At 65.0% G+C, this 24,762-nt stretch carries 19 protein-coding genes and 1 pseudogene; 10 read left to right on the top strand and 10 right to left on the bottom strand.

The features are described 5' to 3' along the window. Positions 1-222: 222 nt before the first annotated feature. The 3 genes from L1O02_RS00220 to L1O02_RS00230 all read left to right on the top strand — a co-directional run bounded on the left by L1O02_RS00220 (position 223) and on the right by L1O02_RS00230 (position 4,553). Positions 223-3,087: a GGDEF domain-containing phosphodiesterase gene (locus tag L1O02_RS00220; RefSeq protein ID WP_060841800.1), complete on the top strand. Its 2,865-nt coding sequence runs from the start codon at positions 223-225 to the stop codon at positions 3,085-3,087. Positions 3,088-3,254: 167 nt separating this feature from the next. After that, positions 3,255-4,121 (top strand): transcriptional regulator HexR, encoded by an 867-nt coding sequence (hexR, locus tag L1O02_RS00225; RefSeq protein WP_011064325.1) that lies wholly within the window; start codon positions 3,255-3,257, stop codon positions 4,119-4,121. 219 nt (positions 4,122-4,340) lie between these two features. Then, a complete protein-coding gene (locus tag L1O02_RS00230) occupies positions 4,341-4,553 on the top strand; it encodes a hypothetical protein (protein WP_016966283.1) in 213 nt (70 codons plus the stop codon). Here L1O02_RS00230 and L1O02_RS00235 read toward each other — a convergent pair. Next, positions 4,495-5,457, bottom strand: a complete 963-nt coding sequence (locus L1O02_RS00235; protein WP_235759375.1) for a LysR family transcriptional regulator — start codon at positions 5,455-5,457, stop codon at positions 4,495-4,497. The genes L1O02_RS00230 and L1O02_RS00235 overlap by 59 nt on opposite strands. 190 nt (positions 5,458-5,647) lie before the next feature. On the opposite strand from L1O02_RS00235, the gene L1O02_RS00240 reads away from it, so the two are divergent. The 4 genes and pseudogenes from L1O02_RS00240 to L1O02_RS00255 form a co-directional block, all read left to right on the top strand. Beyond that, on the top strand, positions 5,648-7,063 hold the full coding sequence (locus tag L1O02_RS00240) for an acetyl-CoA carboxylase biotin carboxylase subunit (protein WP_047306688.1): 1,416 nt from the start codon (positions 5,648-5,650) through the stop codon (positions 7,061-7,063). Positions 7,064-7,163: 100 nt separating this feature from the next. Beyond that, a complete protein-coding gene (gene oadA, locus L1O02_RS00245; RefSeq protein ID WP_060841798.1) occupies positions 7,164-8,972 on the top strand; it encodes a sodium-extruding oxaloacetate decarboxylase subunit alpha in 1,809 nt (602 codons plus the stop codon). Between the two features lie 269 nt (positions 8,973-9,241). Continuing rightward, on the top strand, positions 9,242-10,516 hold the full coding sequence (locus L1O02_RS00250; RefSeq protein ID WP_235760276.1) for a HipA domain-containing protein: 1,275 nt from the start codon (positions 9,242-9,244) through the stop codon (positions 10,514-10,516). Then, positions 10,513-10,776 (top strand): annotated as a pseudogene (locus L1O02_RS00255) (helix-turn-helix transcriptional regulator); the annotation flags it as partial. The gene L1O02_RS00250 and the pseudogene L1O02_RS00255, both read left to right, overlap by 4 nt. Before the next feature lie 90 nt (positions 10,777-10,866). Here the strand turns inward: L1O02_RS00255 and L1O02_RS00260 are convergent. Beyond that, entirely contained in the window at positions 10,867-11,703 is an 837-nt protein-coding gene (locus tag L1O02_RS00260; RefSeq protein WP_235759378.1) for an amino acid ABC transporter permease, read from the bottom strand. After that, positions 11,700-12,521, bottom strand: a complete 822-nt coding sequence (locus L1O02_RS00265; RefSeq protein ID WP_108544980.1) for an ABC transporter substrate-binding protein — start codon at positions 12,519-12,521, stop codon at positions 11,700-11,702. Before L1O02_RS00265 ends, L1O02_RS00260 begins: the two co-directional genes overlap by 4 nt. A gap of 110 nt (positions 12,522-12,631) precedes the next feature. Between L1O02_RS00265 and L1O02_RS00270 the strand changes: the two genes are divergently transcribed. Then, positions 12,632-13,531 (top strand): homocysteine S-methyltransferase family protein, encoded by a 900-nt coding sequence (locus tag L1O02_RS00270; protein WP_235759380.1) that lies wholly within the window; start codon positions 12,632-12,634, stop codon positions 13,529-13,531. A 174-nt stretch (positions 13,532-13,705) separates the two neighbouring features. Here L1O02_RS00270 and L1O02_RS00275 read toward each other — a convergent pair whose 3' ends face one another. Genes L1O02_RS00275 through L1O02_RS00285 form a run of 3 tightly spaced genes read right to left on the bottom strand, consistent with a single transcriptional unit; the run spans position 13,706 to position 15,497 of the window. Beyond that, positions 13,706-14,377, bottom strand: coding sequence for a GNAT family protein (locus L1O02_RS00275; protein WP_060841793.1), 672 nt, complete (start codon positions 14,375-14,377; stop codon positions 13,706-13,708). A 19-nt stretch (positions 14,378-14,396) separates the two neighbouring features. Beyond that, positions 14,397-14,843 (bottom strand): GNAT family N-acetyltransferase, encoded by a 447-nt coding sequence (locus tag L1O02_RS00280; RefSeq protein WP_060841792.1) that lies wholly within the window; start codon positions 14,841-14,843, stop codon positions 14,397-14,399. Positions 14,844-14,873: 30 nt separating this feature from the next. Further along, entirely contained in the window at positions 14,874-15,497 is a 624-nt protein-coding gene (locus L1O02_RS00285; RefSeq protein WP_108544981.1) for an FMN-binding negative transcriptional regulator, read from the bottom strand. Positions 15,498-15,600: 103 nt separating this feature from the next. Between L1O02_RS00285 and L1O02_RS00290 the strand changes: the two genes are divergently transcribed. Further along, positions 15,601-17,151, top strand: coding sequence for a PLP-dependent aminotransferase family protein (locus L1O02_RS00290; RefSeq protein WP_060841790.1), 1,551 nt, complete (start codon positions 15,601-15,603; stop codon positions 17,149-17,151). A 40-nt stretch (positions 17,152-17,191) separates the two neighbouring features. Beyond that, positions 17,192-18,403, top strand: a complete 1,212-nt coding sequence (locus L1O02_RS00295; protein ID WP_235759382.1) for a YeeE/YedE family protein — start codon at positions 17,192-17,194, stop codon at positions 18,401-18,403. A 170-nt stretch (positions 18,404-18,573) separates the two neighbouring features. Here L1O02_RS00295 and L1O02_RS00300 read toward each other — a convergent pair whose 3' ends face one another. The 4 genes from L1O02_RS00300 to L1O02_RS00315 form a co-directional block, all read right to left on the bottom strand. Next, positions 18,574-19,674, bottom strand: coding sequence for a polyamine ABC transporter substrate-binding protein (locus L1O02_RS00300; protein WP_235759384.1), 1,101 nt, complete (start codon positions 19,672-19,674; stop codon positions 18,574-18,576). 12 nt (positions 19,675-19,686) lie between these two features. Further along, positions 19,687-20,718, bottom strand: coding sequence for a histone deacetylase family protein (locus L1O02_RS00305; protein ID WP_235759386.1), 1,032 nt, complete (start codon positions 20,716-20,718; stop codon positions 19,687-19,689). Positions 20,719-20,881: 163 nt separating this feature from the next. After that, positions 20,882-22,807: an ankyrin repeat domain-containing protein gene (locus tag L1O02_RS00310; RefSeq protein ID WP_235759388.1), complete on the bottom strand. Its 1,926-nt coding sequence runs from the start codon at positions 22,805-22,807 to the stop codon at positions 20,882-20,884. 95 nt (positions 22,808-22,902) lie between these two features. Continuing rightward, positions 22,903-24,699, bottom strand: a complete 1,797-nt coding sequence (locus L1O02_RS00315) for an ankyrin repeat domain-containing protein (protein ID WP_235760277.1) — start codon at positions 24,697-24,699, stop codon at positions 22,903-22,905. Positions 24,700-24,762: the final 63 nt, after the last annotated feature.

Here is a 24,762-nt window from a genome sequence, read left to right on the forward strand (position 1 = left end):
CCCCGGGCAAACCCGGCTTTGCATTAGCCGATAAAACAACCGCGGGTGACGACCGGTCGGTCACAGGTCCCAGCCTTCGGCGCTTCAAGTCCGGGCTGTTGCGCTGTGGATTGATGGGGGATCGGTTTTATCGATTTTATGACTTGGAGCAGTTTGGCTCGCGCCTTTGCTTGTGTATGCTCCGCCGACGTTTCGGGCTCAACCATTATAAGAACACTGCCTATGACCCATAATCCCGACCTGTCCGGCCCCTTGGTGGAACCGCGGGTTATCCTTTTGCGCTACGCCGTCGAGATGGCGGTGGAACGCACGCGTCTGCTGTATCAGGGCTCGCTGCTGCCGACGCTGTTCATGCTGCTCAATGGTCTGGTGTGCACCTGGCTGCTCTGGAGCCCGGCGCGCTATCTGTTGCTCAGCGTGTGGATGGTCTGGCTGCTGGCCCTGGTGGCCTTGCGGGTGATCCAGGTGGCGGCCTTCGACTCGGCCATCCCCAGCCGCCAGGCGCAGCCGGTCTGGCAGCGCATGTTTCTTCTGGGCTCGACGGTCAGCGGCCTGACCCTGGCCTGTGCCGGCATCGCTCTGGTGCCCACCGACAGTTTTCTCCAGCAGGCGTGGGTCTTCGGCCTGATCGGCGCGGCCATTCTTTCGGCCAGCGTGGCCTATGCGGTCAGCCTGCAGGCCTTTCTTTCCTTCACCTTGCCGTGCCTGCTGCCGGCGATTGCCTACCTGTTCTGGGGCGGCGACGAGCAGCAGCGGGGCTGGGGCTGGCTGGGGCTGATTCTCCTGGTGTCCTTGAGCGTGGTGGCGTGGCAGGTCAATCGCCTGATCCAGCGCGGCTTGCTGCGACGCTTTCAGAATCAGGCCCTGATCGAGCACCTGCAGGACGCCCAGAGCCGCAGCAACCAGCTCAACCGCGAGCTGGCCCGGGAAGTGGAGCAACGCCGCCGCGCCGAGGAACAGTTGCGCGAAGCCCAGGCCGGGCTGGAGCAGCGGGTGGCTCAGCGCAGCCTGGAGCTGGACGCGGCCAATCAGGCCCTGAGCAAGAGCGAGGCACGCCTGGCCCTGGCCCTGGACGCCAGCGAGCTCGGACTGTGGGACTGGAACCTGCAGACCGATGAGGTCCATCACACCCAGCTCAAGGAGCTGTTCGGCCTGGAGCCGGAAGACGTCACGGCGATGCTCAGCCACCTCAAGCCGCGGCTGCATCCCGAGGATCTGCCCGTGCTCAAGCGTGCCCTGGTGGAGCACCTCAAGGGCCGCAGCGAGGACTATCAGGTGGAGTACCGGGTGCGCCATGGCGATGGCCGCTGGGTGTGGATCGAGGACCGTGGTCGTGCGGTGGAACGCAGCCCCGACGGACGGGTGCTGCGCATGGTGGGCACGCGGCGCGATATCAGTGCCGACAAGGAGCTGGAAGTGCAGCGCGACCTGGCCGCCACGGTGTTCGAGGCGGCCAGCGAAGGGATAGTCATCCTTGACCCCGATTACGCCCTGATCGCCGCCAACCAGGCCTTCAGTCTGGTCACCGGCTATCAGGTCGAAGACATGCTCGGGCGCAATGTGGTGGAGCTGTCCTGCAGCCGCGATGCCCGTCGTCACTATCCGATGATTCACCAGGCCCTGGAGCAGCACGGCAGCTGGCAGGGCGAACTGGTGGAAACCCGCAAGAATGGCGAGCTTTATCCGCAGTGGCTGCAACTGAACGTGGTGCGCGACAGGCGGGGAAAAGTCCGGCATATCGTGGGCTTCTTCGCCGATCTGTCGGCTAGGCGTGAATCCGAGGAGCGCATGCGCTACCTCACCCACTATGACGAGCTCACCGGGCTGGCCAACCGCTCGCTGTTCCGCGAGCGCCTGCGCGAGGCCCACCAGCGGGTGCGCCAGGGCAGCCGCAGCCTGGCCTTGCTGCACATCAATCTGGATCGCTTCAAGCTGCTCAATGACAGCCTCGGCCATGAAGTGGCCGACCAGCTGTTGCAGAAAATGGCGCGACGGCTGGTCAACGCGCTGCCGGAAGCCGACACCATCGCGCGCTTGTCCGGTGACGAGTTCGCCGTGCTGTTCGATGCCTACGGCAGCCTGTCGAGCCTGACCCGGGTGGCGACCCGCTTGCTCAGCAAGTTGCGCCTGCCGATCACCGTTGAGGGCCACGAACTGGTGGTCAGCGCCTCCATGGGCATCAGCATGCTGCCGGACAGCGCCCGGGAGATCGCCGCCCTGGTCAGCCAGGCGAACATGGCCATGGCCCACGCCAAGCACCTGGGCGGCAACAACTTCCAGTTCTATACCGAAAGCCTGCAAGCCAGCACCCTGGAGCGGCTGCAACTGGAGAACCAGTTGCGCAAGGCCATCGAAGAAGACCAGCTGATGGTCTTCTACCAGCCCAAACTGTGCCTGGCCACGGGCCGGCTGAATGCCGCCGAGGCCCTGGTGCGCTGGGACCACCCGACCATGGGCCGGGTGCCGCCGGGAGACTTTATCGGGCTGGCGGAAGAAACCGGGCTGATCGGTCCCATCGGCGAATTCGTCTTGCGCCAGGCCTGCCGACAGGCCTGTGAATGGCAGCGCCAGGGCCTGGAGCCGATTCGGGTGTCGGTCAACCTGTCGGTGTATCAGTTGCGCCAGGGCAAGCTGGTGAGTCTGGTGCGCCAGGTGCTGGAGGAGACCGGCCTGGAGCCGCACCTGCTGGAGCTGGAGCTGACCGAAAGCCAGTTGCTGGACAGCGTCGAGCACATCATTGCCACCTTCCGGCAACTGCGCGCCCTGGGGGTGAAGCTGGCCATTGACGACTTCGGCACCGGTTACTCGTCCCTGAGCTACCTCAAGCGGATTCCGGTGGACTACGTGAAGATCGACCAGGCCTTTATCCGTGGGCTGGCCGACGGAGGCGAGGACGCCGCCATCACCCGGGCGATCATTGCCATGGCCCACGGGTTGTCGCTGAAGGTGGTGGCCGAGGGCGTCGAAGAGCCCGGTCAACTGACGTTCCTGCGGGCCGAGCACTGCGATGAAGTGCAGGGCTATCTGATCAGTCGTCCGGTGAACGCCGAGGGCCTGGCGCTGCTGTTGCAGGCCCAGACTCGCTAGCCTTTATCGGCGTGCGCCACAACGGCTACATAAGTCGTACCCGGCTGAAAATGGGGGGTAGGCCGGCAACTTCGTGATGCATTGAGCAGGCAAAAAGACGATTCCTGTAGTATAACTACAAGCTTGCTACATCTCCGGCGTCAGCCAATAACAATGAGTCCAGCCCTTTGAACCTGTTGCAGCACATTGCCCAGTCACGTCATTTGTTACGCAAATCGGAACTCAAGGTCGCCGATCACGTGCTCCTTGATCCTGCGGCGGTGATGCACAGTTCCATGGCGGACCTGGCCCACAGCGTGGGCATCAGCGAACCGACCATCGTGCGCTTCTGCCGGGCCATCGGCTGTTCCGGTTTCCAGGACCTGAAGCTCAAGCTGGCGCAGAGCCTCGCGGCCGGGGCCAGTTTCGGCCAGTTCGCGATCCATGAAGACGATTCCGTCGCCGACTACAGCCTGAAGATCTTCGACACCACCCTGCACACCCTGATGGAGGTTCGCGAGAAGCTCGATCCGGTGGCCCTGCAGCAGGCGGTGACCGCCATGTCCCAGGCCCAGCGCGTGGAGTTCTACGGCTTTGGCGCCTCGGGCGCAGTGGCGGCGGACGCCCAGCACAAGTTCTTCCGCCTGCTGCTGACCGCGGCGGCCTATTCCGACCCGCACATGCAGGCGATGTCGGCGGTGACCCTCAAGCCCACCGACGTGGCCATCTGCATTTCCCAGTCCGGGCGTTCCAAGGACCTGCTGATCACCGCCAACCTGGTGCGTGAAAGCGGCGCCTCGCTGATCACCCTGTGCCCGAGCCAGACGCCATTGGCCGAGCTGTCCACGGTCAACCTGGCCATCGACGTCCACGAAGACACCGAGATCTACACCCCGCTGACTTCGCGCATCGCCCACCTGGTGGTGATCGACGTGCTGGCCATGGGCGTGGCGATGGCCCGCGGGCCGAGCCTGGTCAACCACCTCAAGAGCGTCAAGCGCAGTCTGCGCAGCCTGCGCCTGTCGCCCAAGTCGGTCAAAGCCCTGGACGATTGAACCTGCCTGTCAGGAGCGGCTGGGCGGGTTTGCGCTGGCTGGGGACAGGGGCTTGGGTGACCCACGCTTTCGCCGCCAAGCCGGCTCTTGCGCAAGCCAGCCAGCGCCCAGAGCGGTGTTGGGCAGGCGAATGTTCATCGTCCTGTAACCGAGTCGCCGCCAAACCGTAACTGCCGACGTCCATCGTGAAGCTTCCGTACTCGCATTGGGAGACTCGAAATGGCCCGGCCTTACGAAGAGAGCAACAGCGCCGTCAAGACCCGTCGTCAGCAGGAAGACCAGCGCCGCATGGAATTTCGGCGTGCGATCGAACACCGCTTCGAGCTGCGTCAGTTGCAGCAGGAAATCAACGATTACCCCGAGCTTGAGGCCGTCAATTACTGGCAGGCGGCACCCGCGGCTTCCCGTCGAAGCGTTCAACCAGCCCGCTGATCTGCACCCGTTCGCTGCGGATGAATCCCAGGAACGCATGCGCTACCGGTGACAGGCGTTTGGCTTTGGCCTGCACCAGGCACCAGCTGCGAAGCAATGGCAGCTCTTCGACCGGCAACTCGATCAACCCGCCGGTCGCCAACTCAAGGTTCAGGGCGTGGCGCGTCAGCAAGGCCACGCCCAGGCCCGCCCGCACGCACTCGCGCTGAGCCTCGGCCGACGACACTTCGAGGATCTGGGTGAAGTGCACGCGCTTCTCCTTGAAGTACTCCTCGCAGGCCAGGCGCGTGCCCGAGCCCGATTCGCGCAGCACCAAGGTGTAGGGTTCCAGGTCCTGCAGGCGCAGCGGGCCCATGTGGCTCAGGGGATGATCCGGTGGCGCTACAGCGACGATGGGGTTGTTGAGAAACGGCAGGAATTCCAGCTCCATGTCCTGGGGCACCATGGACATGATCACCAGGTCGTCACGGTTGTCCGAGAGGCGGCGGATCACCTGGGCGCGGTTGACCACGGTCAGCTGCAGGTGGACTTCCGGATGCTGGCGCTTGAAGGCGGCGAACAGGTGCGGGACGAAGTACTTGGCGCTGGATTCCACCGCCAGCTTGAGCTGGCCCTGCAGCGAGCCCTGCATGTCCGAGAGCTGCATGTCGAGGTTTTCCAGGCGTCCGAAGATGTCCCGGCTGGCCCGTTGCAGGGCTTCGGCGGCTTCGGTCATGTAGAGCTTCTTGCCGACGTAATCGAACAGCGGCTGGCCGATCAGTTCCTCCAGCTGACGGATCTGCAGGCTGACCGCCGGCTGGGTGAGATTCATTTCGTCGGCGGCGCGGCTGTAGGAGCGCAGATCGCAGACTTCATTGAAAATCTGCAACTGACGCAATGTCAGTCTCATCAAGGACTTACGCATTTCTGGAGTGCTCGCGCCTGGGGCTTGTGGCACGACTATAAGTCTTTACTTATGCCCAACCCAATAATTATTGATTTTTGTTAATCCCTCTTCAGAGCTAGTGTGACGCGGCGACTGACCTGAAACATTTGGTCACGCGCCGACTCGGTCTAGCGGGTCGTTTGTTCCAACGGCTCAAGGGAACCTCCAAGTGATAAAAAAGATCCTGATCGCCAACCGTGGTGAGATCGCCGTACGAATCGTGCGTGCCTGCGCCGAGATGGGCATCCGTTCGGTAGCGATCTTCTCCGACGCCGATCGCCATGCCCTGCATGTGAAGCGCGCGGATGAGGCCCACAGCATTGGCGCCGAGCCGCTGGCCGGCTACCTGAACCCGCGCAAACTGGTGAACCTGGCAGTGGAAACCGGCTGCGATGCCCTGCATCCCGGCTATGGCTTCCTTTCGGAAAATGCCGAACTGGCAGACATCTGTGCCGAACGTGGAGTCAAGTTCATAGGTCCGTCGGCGGAAGTCATCCGTCGCATGGGCGACAAGACCGAAGCCCGCCGCAGCATGATCAAGGCCGGCGTGCCGGTGACCCCGGGCACCGAAGGCAACGTCGCGGATATCCACGAAGCCCTGGCCGAAGGCGACCGCATCGGCTACCCGGTGATGCTCAAGGCCACCTCCGGTGGTGGCGGCCGCGGCATTCGTCGCTGCAACAGCCGCGAAGAGCTGGAGCAGGCCTTTCCCCGGGTCATTTCCGAAGCCACCAAGGCCTTTGGTTCGGCGGAAGTGTTCCTGGAAAAGTGCATCGTCAATCCCAAGCACATCGAGGCACAGATCCTCGGCGACAGCTTTGGCAACGTGGTGCACCTGTTCGAGCGCGACTGCTCGATCCAGCGCCGCAACCAGAAGCTCATCGAGATCGCCCCGAGCCCGCAGTTGACTCCGGAACAGCGCGCCTACATCGGCGACCTGTCGGTGCGCGCGGCCAAGGCCGTGGGCTACGAGAACGCTGGCACCGTGGAGTTCCTGCTCGCCGAGGGCGAGGTGTACTTCATGGAAATGAACACCCGGGTGCAGGTGGAACACACCATCACCGAGGAAATCACCGGCATCGACATCGTTCGCGAGCAGATCCGCATCGCCTCGGGCCTACCACTGTCGGTGAAGCAGGAAGATATCCACCACCGCGGTTTTGCCCTGCAGTTCCGGATCAACGCCGAGGACCCGAAGAACAACTTCCTCCCCAGCTTCGGCAAGATCACCCGTTACTACGCTCCCGGCGGCCCCGGCGTGCGCACCGATACGGCGATCTACACCGGCTACACCATTCCGCCGTTCTACGACTCCATGTGCCTGAAGCTGGTGGTCTGGGCCCTGACCTGGGAAGAAGCGATGGACCGTGGCCTGCGCGCCCTCGACGACATGCGCCTGCAAGGGGTCAAGACCACCGCCGCCTACTACCAGGAAATCCTGCGCAATCCGGAATTCCGTAGCGGTCAGTTCAATACCAGCTTCGTTGAAAGCCATCCGGAACTGACCAACTACTCGATCAAGCGCAAACCCGAAGAGCTGGCCCTGGCCATCGCCGCCGCCATCGCCGCCCACGCAGGCCTATGAATAAGCAGCCGCAAGCTGTCAGCGGCAAGCACCAAGTAGAAGCGGATCGGCTTTTACTGGTGGCTTGTAGCTTGGAGCTTGCCGCCATGAGGAGATACCAATGACTAAAAAGATCTTCGTTACCGACACCATCCTGCGTGACGCCCACCAGTCGCTGCTGGCCACCCGCATGCGCACCGAAGACATGCTGCCGATCTGCGACAAGCTCGACAAAGTCGGCTACTGGTCCCTGGAAGTCTGGGGCGGCGCCACCTTCGACGCCTGCGTGCGCTTCCTCAAGGAAGACCCATGGGAGCGCCTGCGCAAACTGCGCGCGGCGCTGCCCAACACTCGCCTGCAGATGCTCCTGCGCGGGCAGAACCTGCTGGGCTACCGCCACTACAGCGACGACGTGGTCAAGGCCTTCGTGGCCAAGGCCGCGGTCAACGGCATCGACGTGTTCCGCATCTTCGACGCCATGAACGACGTGCGTAACCTACGGGTCGCCATCGAAGCGGTGAAGGCCGCCGGCAAGCACGCCCAGGGCACCATCGCCTACACCACCAGCCCGGTGCACACCATCGAGGCCTTCGTGGCCCAGGCCAAGCAGATGGAAGCCATGGGTTGCGACTCGATCGCGATCAAGGACATGGCCGGCCTGCTGACCCCTTACGCCACCGGCGAGCTGGTCAAGGCGCTGAAGGCCGAGCTGTCGCTGCCGGTGTTCATCCACTCCCACGACACCGCCGGCCTGGCTGCCATGTGCCAGCTCAAGGCCATCGAGAACGGCGCCGACCATATCGACACCGCCATCTCCAGCTTCGCCTGGGGCACCAGCCACCCGGGCACCGAGTCCATGGTCGCGGCCCTCAAAGGCAGCGAATTCGACACCGGCCTGGACCTGGAGCTGCTGCAAGAGATCGGCCTGTACTTCTACGCCGTGCGCAAGAAGTACCACCAGTTCGAAAGCGAGTTCACCGCGGTCGATACCCGGGTGCAGGTCAACCAGGTGCCGGGCGGGATGATTTCCAACCTGGCCAACCAGTTGAAAGAGCAGGGCGCGCTGAACCGCATGGGTGAAGTGCTGGCGGAGATCCCGCGGGTGCGTCACGACCTGGGCTACCCGCCGCTGGTGACCCCGACCTCGCAGATCGTCGGCACCCAGGCGTTCTTCAACGTCCTGGCCGGCGAGCGCTACAAGACCATCACCAACGAAGTGAAGCTCTACCTGCAGGGCGGCTACGGCAAGGCCCCGGGTCAGGTGGACGAAAACCTGCGGCGCCAGGCCATCGGCAGCGAGGACGTGATCGACGTGCGTCCGGCCGACCTGTTAAAGCCGGAAATGACCAAGCTGCGCGGCGAAATCGGTGCCCTGGCCCATTCCGAGGAAGACGTGCTGACCTACGCCATGTTCCCGGACATCGGGCGCAAATTCCTCGAAGAGCGTGAGGCCGGCACCCTGGTTCCGGAAGTGTTGCTGCCGATCCCCGAAGCCGGTGGCGTCAGCAAGCCGGGCGGTGAAGGCGTGCCTACCGAGTTCGTCATCGACGTCCACGGCGAAACCTACCGCGTCGACATCACCGGTGTCGGGGTCAAGGCCGAAGGCAAGCGTCACTTCTACCTGTCCATCGACGGCATGCCGGAAGAAGTGGTGTTCGAGCCGCTCAACGAATTCGTCGGCGGCGGTGGCAGCAAGCGCAAGCAGGCCAGTGCGCCGGGCCATGTCAGCACCACCATGCCGGGCAACATCGTCGATGTGCTGGTCAAGGAAGGCGACGTGGTCAAGGAAGGCCAGGCGGTACTGATCACCGAAGCCATGAAGATGGAAACCGAAGTCCAGGCCGCGGTGGCCGGCAAGGTGGTGGCGATTCATGTGGCCAAGGGCGACCGGGTCAACCCGGGCGAAATCCTGATCGAGATCGAGGGCTGAGTTCAGGCCCTCATCGGCAACTGTTTACCTCGGGGGAGCTACGGCTCCCCTTTTTTTGGCTTTTTTGAAGTGTCATTTAATGCATTTTATGCAGCCAATAGTTTATTGAAATGCATTTAGATGCACTTATTGGCTCGGAGGCTTGGAATAACTGCAATATAATGCACGGATGATTGAGGCGGAGTCTCTATACACGTGCAGCAAATACAGGTAACCCAATGCTCCGGCTGACGTTGCAGCTCTACGGCGCAGGGGCGTGGACCGATGCCATGACCCTGAGTTTCGACAACCCCGAAGCGGGCTTTGCCAGCCCTTGCAGCTTTGGTTATGTCCCGCAGTACCTGGTGGACAACCTGGACGCGGTTGCCAGCCCGCTGAGCCGCTCGGTCAGTGCGCAGATACCCTTGGGCTGGGAGCCCTGGCGAGAAGAGCGGGCGCCGGCCTTTCTTTATGACCTGGTCGCCACGCCGGCGGCGCGCCGCTTTTTGCTGCGGCAGATCGGCCATGAGCGGCCCGATGGCATGGGCAGCGAGCTGTTCCTCCTGGCCCGAAGCACCGCGGCGCCCATTGGCCATCTGCGGATCAAGGAGTCCCTGGCAGGGCTGCACAGGCGTCCGGCCCTGGGTTTTACCCGGGAACAGGTGGTGACCCTGGATAACCGTTTTCTGGAATACGCCCATGAGCAGGCGGCGTTCTTTGGTGGCACGGCGAGCATCGGCGACGAAGCGCCCAAGCTGTTGCTGACGGAAAACCGCGAGGGCTTGTTGTACCCCGATGCGCTGCTCGATGACGCCCATGCCGCGCGTCATTGGTGGGTGAAGTTTCCCCGTAACCCGGCTTCGCCGAATGCCTGCGACATCCTCAGAAGCGAGTTCCATTACTACCGGGCGCTGCAGCAGCTGGGTATCGAGACGTTCCCGGCGCCTGGGCTGGCGCTGGAAGAGGGGCGTCGGCCAAGCCTGTGGATGCAGCGTTTTGACCGTCGGCTGACGTCCGCCGGGGTCGAGCGTCTGGCGGTGGAGTCGATCTATTCCCTGGCCGCTCTGGTGGGCCATGGCCAAGGCATGCGCCATACCGAGGTCCTGGGGATCCTCGCCGAACTGTGGCGCGCCGCCGGCCAGGAGGCGTTGATCCCCGAGCTGGTGGCGGATTACCTGCGGCGCGACCTGCTCAACAGGATCCTCGGCAACACCGACAATCATGGGCGCACGCTGTCGGTGCTGCGCACTGAGGCTGGGGTGCGCCTGGCGCCGATCCATGACCTGGCGCCCAAGGTCATGGATGACCAGGGGATTGCCCGCACCACCAAATGGCCCGGGCGCATGGAAGTGGCCGGTGAGGTCGACTGGCGCCTGGTGTGCGCCAGCCTCAAGCCGCTGCTCGACCCCGAGGCCGCCCTCACGCGCCTGCGCGCAGACGCCGAACAACTGCGGGCCCTGCCGGACCTGCTGAGTGCCGGCGGCCTGCCCGAAGCCACCTTGAATCATCCGCGCATTCACCTGCGCCACCTGGACCAACGCCTGCAGGAGTGGGGATTGCGATGAACATGACGCTGGAAGAACGCGGGGCCCTGATCGACGACATCCAGCAGGAAATGGCGGCCGGTCGCCTGCCGATTGGCGAGGCGGTCAAGCGCCTGCGGACTGAAGTCACGGGGCTGCATCAGAGCCAGTTCGCCCGCATGTGCCGGATCTCCCTGCGCACCCTGATCCACATCGAGCACGGTGACGGCAACCCGACCCTCAAGTCATTGACGGCGGTGTTCAAGCCATTCGGCCTGCAGATGGGGGTGGTGAAGGTGCAGAAGACCAGCCGCGCCCGTTCGCTGCTCGATGAGCCGGAGCGGGGGAAAAGGGGCCCGGGTGCTCCCGGGCCTTCGGCGCTCGCCTGAGCCTCAGCCGCGCTTGGCGTAACCCTTGCCGTAATGCCTTTCCATCCGCGCCTGGATCAGTTCCAGTCCGATGGACAGCAGCCAGTAGATCAGCGCCGCGGTGCTCAGCATCTCGATGTAGCGGTAGCTGGAACGGCCATAGGACTGGGCCAGGAACATCACTTCCCAGACCCCCATCACCGAGATCAGCGACGAGTCCTTGAGCATCGAGATGAACTGGTTGGTGGTCGGCGGAATGATGGTGCGCATGGCCTGGGGCAGGGTCACCTGCCAGAAGATCACGCTGTCGCTCATGCCCAGGGCCAGGGCCGCCTGACGCTGGCCGTGGGGCACGCCGAGGAGGCCGGCGCGGAAGATCTCGCTGAGGTAGGCGCCGTAGTTCAACGACAGGGCGATGATCCCGGCGGTGATGGCGCCCGGCACCATGCCCAGTTGCGGCAGGCCGAGGTAGATCAGCAGGATCTGGATCAGCAGCGGCGTGCCGCGAAAGAACGAGGCGTAGAAGCTGGCGATGCCGAACGCCACCGCGCTGGACGACAGGCGCGCCAGGGCGGTGACAAAGCCCAGCAGCGACGAGGCGACGATGGAGCAGGCGCAGAGGAACAGGGTCAGCGCCGCGCCCTGGAGAAAGCCGCTGGGCGACAGGTGCAGGCCCAGCAGGTTTGGCAGCTTGTCGAGGATGATCGAGAACTTCAGGTCGAAGCTCAGGAAGAAGCTGGCGAACAGCCCCAGCAGCGCCGCCCAGGTCAGGTACAGGCGGCTGCGAAAGCCCAGCAGGCGCTTGAGCAGCGGTTCAGCCACCGCTTGTGGTGGCTGCGGCGGTGGTGTGTAGGCAGTCATTGGCTGATGTCGGCGCCGATCCATTTCTGCGACAGCTTGCTCAGGGTGCCGTCCTGCTTCAGTTGGGCGAAGACTTCACGCACCTTGGCGTTCCACTGCGCATCGCCTTTCTCGATGGCCACCGAGTTGGGCTCGGCGTACAGCGGCTCGCCGGCCAGCTTGAAGCGCGCATCCTGGGTCAGCCGCGGTTGCGCGGTGACCAGGTTGGTGAGGATCGCGTCCAGGCGCACGCCCGGTCCCAGGCCGAGGTCCTGGAAGGCCACGTTGTCGGTGTCGTAGGGGGCGATCTGCACGTTCTCGAAGGGGTATTGCAGCTGGGTGTCTTCAGCGCCTTCGATCACCAGGTTCTTGTTCAGGTAGCTCTCGTAGCTGGAGGCGGCGGTCAGGCCGACCTTCTTGTCGCTCAGGTCCTTGGCGCTATGGATACGATCATCCTTGGCGTTGACCACGATCACCGCCGGCGAGGCGTAGTACTGCACCGGGAAGTCGAAGACCTCGGCGCGAGCCTTGCTCGGGGTCATGGAGCAGATGCAGATGTCATAGCGCCCGCTCCAGCGTCCGGCGGCGATCACGTCCCAGGACGGGGTTTCCAGGCGCAGCTTGACCCCGAGCTTGTCGGCCACGGCCTTGGCCACGTCGACGTCGAAACCGTCCAGCTGGTTCTGCTCATTGAGGAAGGAGAAGGGCGGGTAGCTTTCCATCAGCACCCCGACCAGTTCCTTTTTCTGCTCGATACGCTCCAAGGTGGCGCCGGCGAAGGCTTGGGAGGAGGCGGCAAGTACGGTCAGGCCGAGGGCCAGCAGCGGTTTGAAATTCATCGGAATCCTGACTGAAAAAGAGTTGTTATTAACCGAATGGTGCGTATTTAATAGTTATAAGAACGACTCCGGTAGTGAGTTATTTTCATAAGCATATGAGTAAAAAGCATATGGGCGCAGGTAGCACGGTAATTCTGGATGGCGGTATGGGTCGTGAGTTGCAGCGCCGTGGCGCGCCGTTCCGGCAGCCCGAGTGGTCAGCCCTGGCGTTGAGCGAAGACCCCCAGGCGGTGGAGGCGGTGCATGCGGCCTATATCGCCAGCGGTTCCAACGTCATCACCAGCAACAGCTACGCCGTGGTGCCGTTCCACATCGGTGAAGAGCGCTTTGCCGCCGAAGGCCAGGCCCTGGCGGCCCTGGCCGGTGAGCTGGCGCGCCGCGCGGTGGAGGCCTCCGGCAAGCCGGTGTGGGTGGCGGGTTCGTTGCCGCCGCTGTTCGGCTCCTATCGCCCGGACCTGTTCGATGCGTCCCGGGTCGAGGAAGTGCTGAGTCCGCTGGTTAAAGGACTGGCGCCGTTCGTGGACCTGTGGCTCGCAGAAACCCAAAGCTCGATCGCCGAAGCGCGGGCCATCCACGCAGGATTGCCCAAGGACGGCAAGCCGTTCTGGCTGTCCTTCACCCTGAAGGATGAAGACGTCGATGAAGTGCCGCGCCTGCGTTCCGGCGAGCCGGTGGCTGACGCGGCGGCGGTGGCGGCGCAACTGGGGGTGCAGACCCTGCTGTTCAACTGCAGCCAGCCGGAAGTGATAGGCGCGGCGGTGGATGCGGCCCGTGACACCTTCGAGCGCCTGGGGGTGCAGATCCATATTGGCGTGTACGCCAACGCCTTCCCGCCGCAACCCGAGGATGCCACCGCCAACGACGGCCTGTGCCCGCTGCGCGAAGACCTGGATCCGCCGGGTTACCTGCGATGGGTAGCGGACTGGCACCAGCGCGGTGCCAGCCATGTCGGCGGTTGCTGCGGCATCGGCCCGGAGCACATTGCGGTGCTGGCGCAGAAGCTGGGCTGACCCCTGTAGCCGCTGCCGCAGGCTGCGCCAAGGTCCGCAGGACCTTCAACGGCGGCGCCCGCTGCGTCGGAGTGCCGCCCAGCCCGGTCGCAGCCTGCGGCAGCGGCTACAGGTCTTCTACCAGGCCGGGTCCACCGCTCTCTTTTCGGCGCCGGCTTGCCGGCGAACCCCCCGTTACCCGCGACACTCTGCCAGAGACTTGAGCTGCCCCGAGCCGCTCTGGTTCTCATCGCTGAGCCATTGCTCGAAGCCCTTGGCGATCGCCGGCCATTCCCCATCCAGGATCGAGAACCACGCGGTATCGCGGTTCTGCCCCTTGGCCACCATGTGCTGGCGAAACACCCCCTCGAAGCTGAAACCCAAACGCTCGGCGGCATAGCGCGAGCGGGCGTTGTCGTTGTTGCATTTCCACTCCAGGCGCCGGTAGCCCAGGGCGAAAGCTTCCCTGGCCAGCAGGTACACCGCCTCGGTGCTCTTGGGCGAGCGCTGCATCGGCGCGCCGAAGGTGACGTGACCGATCTCGATGCGGCCCTGGGCCGGAACGATGGACATCAGGCTGATCAGGCCCTGGGCCTGGCCACTGGCGCGGTCGATCACGGTGAAGAAATACGGATCGCTGGCCAGGGCATGATTGCCGAGCCAGGCGTCGAACACCGCGCGCTCGGGGAAGGGGCCGTAAGGCAGGTAGTTCCACAGCACCGGGTCGGCGCCGGGGCCTTGCAGCACCTGGAACAGCTGATCGCCGTGGCGCGCCGGGTCGAGCCTTTCCAAACGGATGAAGCGCCCTTCAAGCAGGGTGGCCGAAGGGGCGGGGACGCCTTTCCAATCGGCGAGAGAAATCGACATGCAGTGGCTCCTTGCGGGTTCAGAGGGGTTTGCGGAACTGGATAAAGCCCGGACGCTCGGCAATGCGCTCGTAGAGCTGGATGGCCGTGGCATTGGTTTCGTGGGTCAGCCAATGCACCTTGGCGCAGCCGTCCTGCTTGGCCCGGGTGTAGACGAACTCGATCAACTGGCGGCCGACACCGGTGCCGCGCTGGTCCGGAGTCACCAGCAGGTCCTGCAGGTAGCAGGCATTCTCGATGCTCCAGTTGGAGCGGTGATAGATGAAATGCACCAGGCCCACGGCGCGCTCGCCGTCCCAGGCCAGGGCGGCGTGGGTCGGTTCGCGGGTATCGAGAAAACGCTGCCAGGTGCTCTGGGTCACGGTGTCCGGCAGTTCGGTTTCGTAGAAGCGCAGGTAGGCCTGCCACAACGGCAGCCAGGCGGCGTGGTCGGCAGCGGTGACGGGGCGGATCTGAATCTGGCTCATGAAAGCTCCTTTATTGTTCTGGACGGGCGCTCAGCCCATCAGTTGCGACAGTTGCTGGTCACGCGGGTCGGCGCTGGCCGCCAGGCCTTCACGGACCCCGGCGATGTCTTCGGCATTGCGGTTCTGGCTGAGCTTGCGCTTGCCCTCCAGGCGCTGGATCGGCAGGGCGAAACCGACAATCGCCTTGAGCATGCCATCGACATAGTCGGCCGGAGCATCGGCCACCTTCCACGGTTGCGGGCGGCCGGCCTCATGGCGTTCGGTCAGGCCCTCGACCACCTGCAGCAACCGCTGCGGGTCGCTGAATATTTCAGGCTGGCCATAGGCGTGCACTGCCACGTAGTTCCAGGTGGGCACCACTTTGCCGTGTTCGGCCTTGCCCGGATAGAACGACGGGCTGATGTAGGCGTCTTCGCCGCTGAAAATCACCAGGGCCTCGGCACCGCTGGCCAGCTCGGCGCATTGCGGGTTGGCCTTGGCCAGGTGCCCATAGAGCGTGCCGCTGGCACCTTGCCCGGGGTCCAGCAGCAACGGCAGGTGGCTGGCTTGCAGGCCCAGGGCGCCCCAGGTCACCAGGGTGGCCAGACGGCTGTGTTGCATCACGCCGTGGAGGCGGGAAAGGTCTTCATCGACGAAAGCGCGAGGCAGGTACATGGAAAAACTCCTTGGCGAGTAGCTGCATCCTAGGCAGGCTAATGGTTCGTTGTAAGAGCCATCTCTGGTCTATTTCATAGGTCCAATTCCCGGGTGCCCCGCGATGAACAGTGCCTTGCCTCCGCTGTCTTTCAACCCTGCCGGGATCCAGCTGGATCGGCGCCAGGGCCTTAGCCGCCAGCTGTACCAGGCCCTGCGCCTGCGGGTGCTGGACGGGCGCCTGGCCAGCGGCACGCGCTTGCCGGCCAGCCGCGACCTGGCGGCGGCGCTGGGGATTTCCCGCAACAGCGTGGTGCGCGCCTATGACCAGCTGTATGCCGAGGGGTTTATCGAAGGGCGGGTCGGCGATGGCACCTACGTGGCCCAATTGCCGGAAACCCGGTTACCCATCAAAAAACTATCCACAAAAGTATCCACAGGGTTGTCAACAGGCTTGCCCACAGGGTTATCCACAAAATCGACGGAAATAACTGGTGATGCATCCAGTAAAGTTATCCACAGCAGTGGTGTGCAGCGCCTGCAAGAGCACCATCTGAGTACGCCGCCCAGTGGTCCGCCGCGGGCTTTTCGGGTCGGCGTGCCGGCTTTCGATCTGTTCCCGTTCGAGGTCTGGGCCAAGCTGAATGCGGCTTTCTGGCGCAGGCCGAACCTGCACCAGCTGTGCTACGGCGACTCCGCCGGCGATTCGCGGCTGCGCGGCCTGATCGCCGCTTACCTGCGCAGTGCCCGAGGGCTGCAGTGCACCGCTGAACAAATTGTGATCACCAGTGGTGCGCAACAGGGCATCAGCCTTTGTGCACAGCTGCTGGTGGAGCCCGGTGACGTGGTGGCTGTGGAAAACCCCGGCTATCGGGCGGCGGGTCACGCCTTTGCCGTGGCCGGGGCGCGACTGCAGGGCGTGGCGGTGGACCAGGAAGGCATCGACTGCCGTCAGCTGGAGCAACTGGAGCACTGCCGCCTGGCCTATGTCACCCCGTCCCATCAGTACCCCACCGGGGTGATCATGAGCCTGGCCCGGCGCCTGGAGTTGCTGGCCTGGGCCGAGCGCAGTGGAGGCTGGATCGTCGAGGACGACTACGACGGCGAATACCGCTACAGCGGCGCGCCCCTGGCCCCGCTGGCGGCGCTGGACCGGCAGGGACGGGTGATCTATGTCGGCACCTTCGGCAAGGTCGCGTTCCCGGCACTGCGCCTGGGCTACCTGGTGTTGCCGCCGCATCTGGTGCAGGCCTTTGCCCGGCGCCGGGCGGTGGATGTGCGCCATTCCGAAGTCAGCACCCAGGCGGTGATGGCCGAGTTCATGGCCGCCGGGCACTTCCAGCGGCATATCCGGCGCATGCGCCGCGCCGCCCTGAGCCGGCGCAACACCTTGCTCGCCGGCTGGCCCGAGGCGATCCCGGGCGTCGGGCCGCTGCCCACGGTGGCCGCAGGTTTGCACCTGACAGTGCGCGTGGACAGCCTGGCCCGGGAGCAGCAACTGCTGGAGCAGGCGGCCAGTGTCGATGTCGAGGTCAACGGCCTGAGCACCTACTGGTTGCCGCAAACGGCCTTGCCCGAGGATCGGCGGGCCGGACTGGTGCTGGGTTTTGCTGCGGTGCCCGAAGCCGATATCCAGGCTGCGCTGGGGCGTTTGCGCCAGGCCTGGAGGGTTTGAGCGGGTATACTCGCGGGTCCTTTCCTGCCCGAGCATTCCCATGAGCCAGACCCTCTCCCTGGCGCCTGAACGCAAGTTCGGCGCCCCGCTGTGCGCCTTGCTGCTGTTGGTGCTTGGCGCCTTGTTCCTGCAGGTCCAGGTCGGGGCTCGGCAGGTGCTGCTGTTGCTGCTGGGGGCGGCCCTGGGGTTGACCCTGTATCACGCGGCCTTTGGTTTCACCTCGGCCTGGCGGGTGTTTATCCGTGATCGGCGTGGCGCCGGCCTGCGGGCGCAGATGGTCATGCTGGCCCTGGCGGTGTTGCTGTTTTTCCCGGCGTTGGGGGCGGGCAGCCTGTTCGGCCAGCCGGTGGTGGGGCTGGTGGCGCCGGCCGGGGTGTCGGTGATCTTCGGTGCCTTCATTTTCGGCATCGGCATGCAACTGGGGGGCGGTTGCGCCTCGGGCACCCTGTTCACCGTCGGCGGCGGCAATGCGCGGATGCTGGTGACCCTGGCGTTCTTCATCTGCGGTTCGCTGCTCGCCACCCAGCATGTGGACTGGTGGTTCGCCCTGCCGTCGCTGCCGCCGATTTCCATCGTCCAGAGCTTCGGCGTCGGCCCGGCCCTGGGCTTGAGCCTGTGCCTGTTCGCGCTGATCGCCTTGCTCACCCAGACCCTGGAAAAACGCCGCCATGGCCGCCTCGAAGCCCCGGTCGCCAGCCCGCACCAGGGCTGGCGCCGCCTGCTGCGCGGCCCCTGGCCGCTGGTCTGGGGCGCGGTGGCCCTGGCGTTGCTCAACTTCGCCACCCTGGCCCTGGCCGGGCGCCCGTGGGGCATCACCTCGGCGTTCGCCCTGTGGGGGGCGAAAGTCGCCAGTGGCTTGGGCGTGGACGTGGGCAGTTGGGTGTTCTGGCAGAGCGCGGCGAATGCCAAGGCCCTGGCGGCCCCGGTGTGGCAGGACATCACCAGCGTCATGGACATCGGCATCGTCCTGGGGGCCTTGTTGGCAGCGGGACTGGCGGGACGTTTTGCCCCGAGCCTGAAGATCCCCGCCCGTTCCCTGGTGGCGGCGGTGATCGGCGGGCTGCTGCTGGGCTACGGCTCGCGCCTGGCCTATGGCTGCAACATCGGCGCCTACTTCAGCGGCATCGCCTCCGGCAGCCTGCATGGCTGGCTGTGGCTGGTGGCGGCCTTTATCGGCAACGGCGTCGGCGTGCGCCTGCGGCCCTGGTTCTTCGCCGCAGAGCGCAGCCCCCAAGGCCTCAGCGGCTGCTAACCACTTGTCGTGGCGAGGGAGCGTGCTCCCGCTCGGCCGCGCAGCGGTCGTAACGCCGACGGTTGCGGTGTATCAGGCAGAACCGGGAAACCGCTCTTGGGCTTGCTGCGCCATCCAGCGCGAGCAAGCTCGCTCGCCACAGGGCGCGCGGTTCCCGTCCTGGATGAGGGTCAGGTGCCGGACTTGATCTTGGTCCAGGCCCGGGTCCGCGCCCGCTCCGCATCACGGGGCAGCGGCTGCAGGGTATACAGGGTGTTCATCGCCGCTGCTGTCGGATACAGGTTGGGGTTGTTGCGGATCGAAGGGGCCACCAGCTCCGTGGCGTCCTTGTTCGGGTTCGGGTAACCGACAAAGTCGCTGACCGGGGCGATCACCTGGGGTTGCAGCAGGTAGTTGATGAAGGTGTAGGCGTCTTGCGGATCCTTGGCGCCCTTGGGGATCGCCAGCATGTCGAACCAGATCGGCGCGCCTTCCTTGGGCAGGCGCATGTCCACGGTCACGCCGTTCTTGGCTTCCTTGGCGCGGTTGGCGGCCTGGGAGAAGCTCCCCGAATAACCCACCGCCACGCAGATGTCGCCGTTGGCGATGTCGGCCATGTACTTGGACGAATGGAAGTAGGTGATGTACGGGCGAATCTTCATCAGCAGCGCTTCAGCTTTCTCGTAGTCCGCCGGCTTCTTGCTGTTGGGGTCCAGGCCCAGGTGCTGCAGGGCCAGGGGCAGGATTTCCGACGGCGAATCCAGCAGGGCCACGCCGCACTGCTTGAGCTTGCTGATGTTCTCTTCCTTGAAGATCAGGTCCCAGCTGTCCACCGGCGCCTGGTCGCCCAGGGCGGCCTTGACCTTGTCCGGGTTGAAGCCGATCAGGATGGTGCCGTACATGTAGGGCACGGCGAACTGGTTGCCCGGATCGTTGGCCTCGATCAGCTTCATCAGCTTGGGGTCCAGGTGGTTCCAGTTGGGCAGCTTGCTGCGGTCCAGGGGCTGGAACACCCCGGCCTCGATCTGCTTGGCCAGGAACACGTTGGACGGCACCACCACGTCATACCCGGAGTTGCCGGTCAGCAGCTTGGCCTCCAGGGCTTCGTTGGTGTCGAAGATGTCGTAGACCAGCTTCACCTGGCTGTTCTGCGCCTTGAAATCCTCCAGGGCCTTGGGGGTGATGTAGTCGAACCAGTTGTACACCCGCAGCGTGCGCTCTTCGGCGTGGGCGGCGGTGCCCAGCAGGCTGGCGCACAGGGCGGGAATCACTAAGCGTTTGAGTCTTTGCATGATGCGAATCCCTCACTGGGCGCTTTGAAAACCTTCGAGAACGTTCACGGCGTTGATGCCGATTTCTGCTACCGCGTAACCGCCTTCCATGACGAACAGCGTCGGCTTGCCGAGGGCGGCGATGCGCTTGCCCATGGCCAGGTAATCCGGGCTGTCGAGTTTGAATTGCGAGATCGGGTCGTCCTTGAAGGTGTCCACGCCCAGGGACACCACGATGATGTCGGCGCCAAAGCGCTGGATCTCGTCGCAGGCCTGCTCCAGGGCCGCGCTCCACAGGTCCCAGCCGCTGCCGGCGGCCAGTGGGTAGTTGAAGTTGAAACCTTCCCCGGCGCCTTCGCCACATTCGTCGGCATAGCCCAGGAAGAACGGGAACTCGGCTTCCGGGTGGCCGTGGATCGAGGTGAAGAGCACGTCGTTGCGCTCATAGAAAATCGACTGGGTGCCGTTGCCGTGGTGGTAGTCGACATCGAGGATCGCGACTTTCCGGTGGCCCTGGTCGAGGAACGCCTGGGCGGCGATGGCAGCGTTGTTCAGGTAGCAGTAACCGCCCATCAGGTCGCTGGCGGCGTGGTGTCCCGGTGGCCGGCACAGGGCGAAGGCGCTGTGGGCGCCGTTCTGGATATGGGCCTGGGCGGTCAGCGCCACCTGTGCGGCGCTGTAGGCCGCCTGCCAGGTGCCGGCGGTGATCGGCGCGCCGCCGTCGAAGCTGTAGTAGCCCAGCTGGCCGTGGAGGCTGGTGGGAATCACGCTGCGCAGGGTGCGCGCCGGCCAGGTGTAGGGCAGCAGGTCGCCGTCGATGCCCTGCGCCGCCCAGCGTTCCCAGGCGCCCTTGAAGAAGTCCAGATAGGCCCGGCTGTGGATGCGCTCGATAGGCTCCAGGCCGAAGTCCCTGGGTGCCTCGACCGGACCGAGGTTGCGCTGTTGCACCCGGTCCAGCACGTGGTCGGCCCGGGAAGGCATTTCGAAACAGGGCATCAGTTGCCCGTCGATGAGTTCACAACGGCCGTGGTGCAGGTGGTGATCGTCCGAGTAGATCGTCAGCATTTTCTTGTTCTCCGCAGGCTGATTCGGTGGCTCACAGTCTTGCGGGGCGCGGGGTTTCGGAGAACGGCAGGAGCGGCCAAAAGGGGATCGATCTGGCCAAAGTGTTTGACCGAAATTCGCCCCTTAAAGAGGCGTGGCGCCCCATTGCGGGGCGCCACGGGTTTCAGCCGGCAGGTGGGGCGGGAACGTAGCGCTGCAGCACCTTGAGCATGTCCTCGCGTTTGTTCCGGGCAATGGCTTCCAGCAACAGGGTGTAGCCCTTTTTCTCGCAGTGCTGGCCGACAGTCGGGTCGGCGCCTTTCTCCAGCAGCAGGGCGAACAGCTCCAGGGTGTCCTGCTGGCTGACGGAGGGCGACTGGGCGTCGGCGGAGGTCTTGTCGGCCACCAGGGTCAGCAGGCTTTCGCCGACGGGCTGGTTGTAGCAGGTGCCGCGGCCGTAGCTCAGGTTGAGGTTGGCACCGGCCTCTATCAGCTGCCTCATGGCCACCTGGTTGTTGCCCGAAAACGCCCGATACAGTGCGGTTTCACCATCGGCGGTTGTGCGCCGGTCGAGGTTTTGCGGGTGTTGCAGCAGCCAAGTGAAGCCTTGCAGGCTGCGCTTGTTCTCGGCCATCTGCATCAGGGGCGTCACACCCTGGCTGTCGGGTTCGTCGAGGGCGACACCGGCCTCGATGAGGAACTTCAGGCGTCCGCCCTGGCTCAGGTCGGGGCTGTCGCCCAGATCGCGGCGCATGGCCAGGGTCGCCAGGGTGGTCCAGTTGTACAGGCCGCTGGTGTGGGCGCCGTGCTCCAGCAGCAGCCGGGCGATGTCCAGGTGCGGCGCGTCCAGGGCGTGCAACAGGGCACTGCGGCCATCGTCGGCCATGACCTCGCCGCTGATGCCGCTGGCCAGCAGGCGCTGCACTTGGGTCAGGTCGCCGGTATCCACCGCGTCCACCAGCGGCCAGAAGCCCTGGCACGCCTGTGGGTTGGCGGCGCTCAGGCCCAGGCGCTGCAGGACCCGGGGCGGGATGCTCATCTGGCGTCGCAGGCGCAGGCCGCAATACACCCGATAGCCCTCGATGGCCCGGCCCTGATGGGCGTTGTCCAATGGCCGCTGTTCGAACAGCGCCCAGTCCAGGTCCGCCAGGTTGAGGTAGGTCGGCATGCGTCCAGGGTCGCGGCGCAGCACTTCCCGGAGCCAGGGGCGGGCAGTTTGCAGCTGACCGGCCTGGCTGGCCCAGAAGGCGATGTCATTCAGCAGGCCGGGGTATTCGCGGCGCTCGCTGGCGATGCTGCGAAAGTCATGGACGACGAAGAAGTCTTCCACTGCGCGGATGCCCGGCAGTTTGTCCTTGGCCGTGCGCAGTTGTTCGTGCAGCGCGCGGAACTCTTTCCAGAGGCTGTCCGGGTTCGAGGCTGGCGCTGGCACATAGGCGTTGATGGTGATCGGCCCGCTGCCTTGGGTGAAGGGGCGGAACCACCGCGGGAATGTCTCCAGGGCCTGCAACCATTGCTGCCCGGTTTCCTCGCTGATGGGTTGCAGGGGGGTGAATTCCATCTGGCTCAGGTCCCGGCGGTGACTGATGGCCAGCAGCGGGTGCTGCGGATCGCGCTGGTCGACCAGCAGGTAGCGCCCGCTAAGTTGCCACTCGGCTGGCTCCTTACACTGGAAGCTCAGGGGCGTCAGGCTGATGCCGGGGACCAGGGTGTTGCTCGTGGGCCAGATGTCACTGACCGGGATGTCATCGCCCGGGGCTACACAGGCCCGCAGCTCTTTGGGGCTGAACAGGGCGATCGGCGGCGACTTGTAGATCCGTTCCCGGTACTTCAGGTCCTGGTAGGCATTGAAGTAGAACAGCCCGCGGTACTGGCTCAGGACAATCCGCAGCGGCACCCGCTCCAGGCCCGGCAGGGGGAACGGCTTGAGCTCCAGGGTGGCGGTTTCCGGGGAGTCGAGGACGAAGTTGCGGCGCATTCCCGACCATTTGAACCAGGCCAGGTCCAGGTCGAAGGCCTGGGCCGCGGGGGCGGCCGCCAGCAGTGCCAGCGCCAGGCCTAGCCCGCGAATGCCGATGCGCCGGGCGATGGCGCCTGAGAATAGCTTCAACGTTGCAGTCCCTTGCCGGTAGAAAGCCCGGCAATGTAATGCAATCGGCGCCGTTGTGCCGGGCTTTGTTTCAGGGGCGCAGCGGGCGCCACGCGTCAAAGACGAAACGCCGTCGCCGGCGGTGGTGGCGCAAAGCTTTGCAGCACCTTGAGCATGTCGTCGCGCTTGCGCCGGGCCATGATCTCCAGCAGCCAGGTGTAGCCGTTGTTCTTGCAGTAGCGGCCGAGGTTGGGGTCGGCGCCTTTTTCCAGCAGCAGGGTGAACATGTCCAGGCTCTGTTGCTGGCTGACCCAGGGATTGATGACCTCGGGCGAGCCCTGTTCGGCGACGATCATCAGCAGGCTTTCGCGAATCGGCTGCCCTGCGCAAGCATTGCGGCCGTAGCTCAGGTTGAGGTTGGCACCGGCCTTTATCAGTTCTCTGGCGGCGGCGTAGTTGCCGCCCTTGAGCGCCAGGAACAGCGCGGTTTCGCCGTCTGGCCCGCTGCGTTTGTCGAGGTCCTGCGGGTGTTGCAACAGCCAATTGAAGCGCTCGATGTCGTCGCGCTCCTTGGCCATTGCCTGCAGCACGGTGCCGCCCTGAGCATCCTGTTCATCGATGGCGGCGCCGGCCTGCAGCAGGAAGTTGAGGCGCTTGGCCTGGCTCAGGTCCGGGTTGTCCTTGAGGTCGCGGCGCATGGCCAGGAACACCTGGGTGCGGCCGTTGTACTGGCCCTGTGGGCGGGCGCCATGGGCCAGCAACAGCCGGGCGATGTCCAGGTCGGGCTTGTCCAGGGCATGCAACAGCGCCGGGCGCCCGTCGGCGGCGATCACGTCGCCGCGCAGGCCGCTTTGCAGCAGGCGCCGGACTTCGCCCGCGTCACCCTGGTCCACCGCTGTCACCAGCGGCCAGGCGCTCTGGCACGCCTGTTCGCTGGGTGCCTCAAGGCCCAGGCGCTGGGTGACCCTGGCGGGGACCCCAAGCTGGCGTTGCAGGCGCAGCCCGCAGTACAGCCGATAGTTCTCCATGGCCCGGCCCCGGTGCCGGGTGTCTGCGGGCTGCTGCTCGTACAGGCGCCAATCCAGGTCCGCCAGGTTGAGGTAGGTCGGCATGCGCCCCGGGTCGCGACGCAGCACGTAGGCCAGCCAGGGCCGGGCGCTCTGCAACTGGCCGGCCTCGGTGGCCCAATAGGCGATGTCGTTGAGCAGGCCCGGGTAGGTACTGCGCTCGGGGGCGATGGCGCGAAAGTCATGGCGGGTGAAGAAGGCTTCCGCCCGGGCGATGCCCGGGGCCTTGTCCTTGGCGTCGCGCAATTGCCCGTGCAACTGGCGGAACTCCGCCCAGACCTGATCCGCGCCGGGCGGCGGCGCATAGGGCTTGACGCTCAGCTGGCCGCTGCTGGCGTCAAAGGGTTCCAGCAGCTTCGGGTATTTGTGCAGGGCTTGCAGCCATTGCTGCTGCAGTTCGGGGGTGATTGGTTGCTGCGGGATGAAGTCGATCCGTGCCTCGCCCTGGCGCTGACCGATGGCCAGCAACGGCCGCTGGGGATCGCGGCTGTCCACCAGCAGATAGCGATTGCTCAACTCCCAGCCCGGGCTCTGGCAGTCGAAACTCAGCTTGGTCAGGCTCAGGGCGGCTTCCAGCTGCTTGCTCGGCGGCCAGTTGTCGGTGGCCTCTACGGGGCGCTGCTCGGGCGTGCAGTCCTGGAGCGCCTGGGCATCGAATAGCGGCAAGGGCGGTGACTTGTAGACCCGCTGCCGGTACTGCCCATCCCCATAGCCGTTGAGGTAGAACAGCCCTTGGTATTGGCTGAGGATCAGCCGGGCCGGCGGCTGGGCCAGCCCGGGCAGGGGAAAGGGTTCGAGTTGCAGCGTGGCGGTTTCCGGATCGTCCAGCAGGATGTCGCCCTGCATCTCCCACCAGCGGATCTTCGACAGGTCGAAGGCCTGGGCAACGGGGCCGCCCGCCAGCAGCGC

It is taken from the genome of Pseudomonas sp. BC42 (assembly GCF_021560055.1).
In the GTDB taxonomy this organism is placed as follows: domain Bacteria; phylum Pseudomonadota; class Gammaproteobacteria; order Pseudomonadales; family Pseudomonadaceae; genus Aquipseudomonas.

Excerpts from the sequence above, each read along its gene's own strand:
- L1O02_RS00230 (WP_016966283.1), top strand. The coding sequence starts at position 4,341 with ATGGCCCGGCCTTACGAAGAGAGCAACAGCGCCGTCAAGACCCGTCGT.
- L1O02_RS00290 (WP_060841790.1), top strand. The coding sequence starts at position 15,601 with ATGAACAGTGCCTTGCCTCCGCTGTCTTTCAACCCTGCCGGGATCCAG.
- L1O02_RS00220 (WP_060841800.1), top strand. The coding sequence starts at position 223 with ATGACCCATAATCCCGACCTGTCCGGCCCCTTGGTGGAACCGCGGGTT.
- L1O02_RS00260 (WP_235759378.1), bottom strand. The coding sequence starts at position 11,703 with ATGACTGCCTACACACCACCGCCGCAGCCACCACAAGCGGTGGCTGAA.
- L1O02_RS00285 (WP_108544981.1), bottom strand. The coding sequence starts at position 15,497 with ATGTACCTGCCTCGCGCTTTCGTCGATGAAGACCTTTCCCGCCTCCAC.
- L1O02_RS00295 (WP_235759382.1), top strand. The coding sequence starts at position 17,192 with ATGAGCCAGACCCTCTCCCTGGCGCCTGAACGCAAGTTCGGCGCCCCG.
- L1O02_RS00315 (WP_235760277.1), bottom strand. The coding sequence starts at position 24,699 with ATGCAGGGCGACATCCTGCTGGACGATCCGGAAACCGCCACGCTGCAA.
- L1O02_RS00305 (WP_235759386.1), bottom strand. The coding sequence starts at position 20,718 with ATGCTGACGATCTACTCGGACGATCACCACCTGCACCACGGCCGTTGT.
- L1O02_RS00250 (WP_235760276.1), top strand. The coding sequence starts at position 9,242 with ATGACCCTGAGTTTCGACAACCCCGAAGCGGGCTTTGCCAGCCCTTGC.
- L1O02_RS00235 (WP_235759375.1), bottom strand. The coding sequence starts at position 5,457 with ATGCGTAAGTCCTTGATGAGACTGACATTGCGTCAGTTGCAGATTTTC.
- L1O02_RS00265 (WP_108544980.1), bottom strand. The coding sequence starts at position 12,521 with ATGAATTTCAAACCGCTGCTGGCCCTCGGCCTGACCGTACTTGCCGCC.
- L1O02_RS00270 (WP_235759380.1), top strand. The coding sequence starts at position 12,632 with ATGGGCGCAGGTAGCACGGTAATTCTGGATGGCGGTATGGGTCGTGAG.
- oadA (WP_060841798.1), top strand. The coding sequence starts at position 7,164 with ATGACTAAAAAGATCTTCGTTACCGACACCATCCTGCGTGACGCCCAC.
- L1O02_RS00280 (WP_060841792.1), bottom strand. The coding sequence starts at position 14,843 with ATGAGCCAGATTCAGATCCGCCCCGTCACCGCTGCCGACCACGCCGCC.
- L1O02_RS00275 (WP_060841793.1), bottom strand. The coding sequence starts at position 14,377 with ATGTCGATTTCTCTCGCCGATTGGAAAGGCGTCCCCGCCCCTTCGGCC.
- L1O02_RS00300 (WP_235759384.1), bottom strand. The coding sequence starts at position 19,674 with ATGCAAAGACTCAAACGCTTAGTGATTCCCGCCCTGTGCGCCAGCCTG.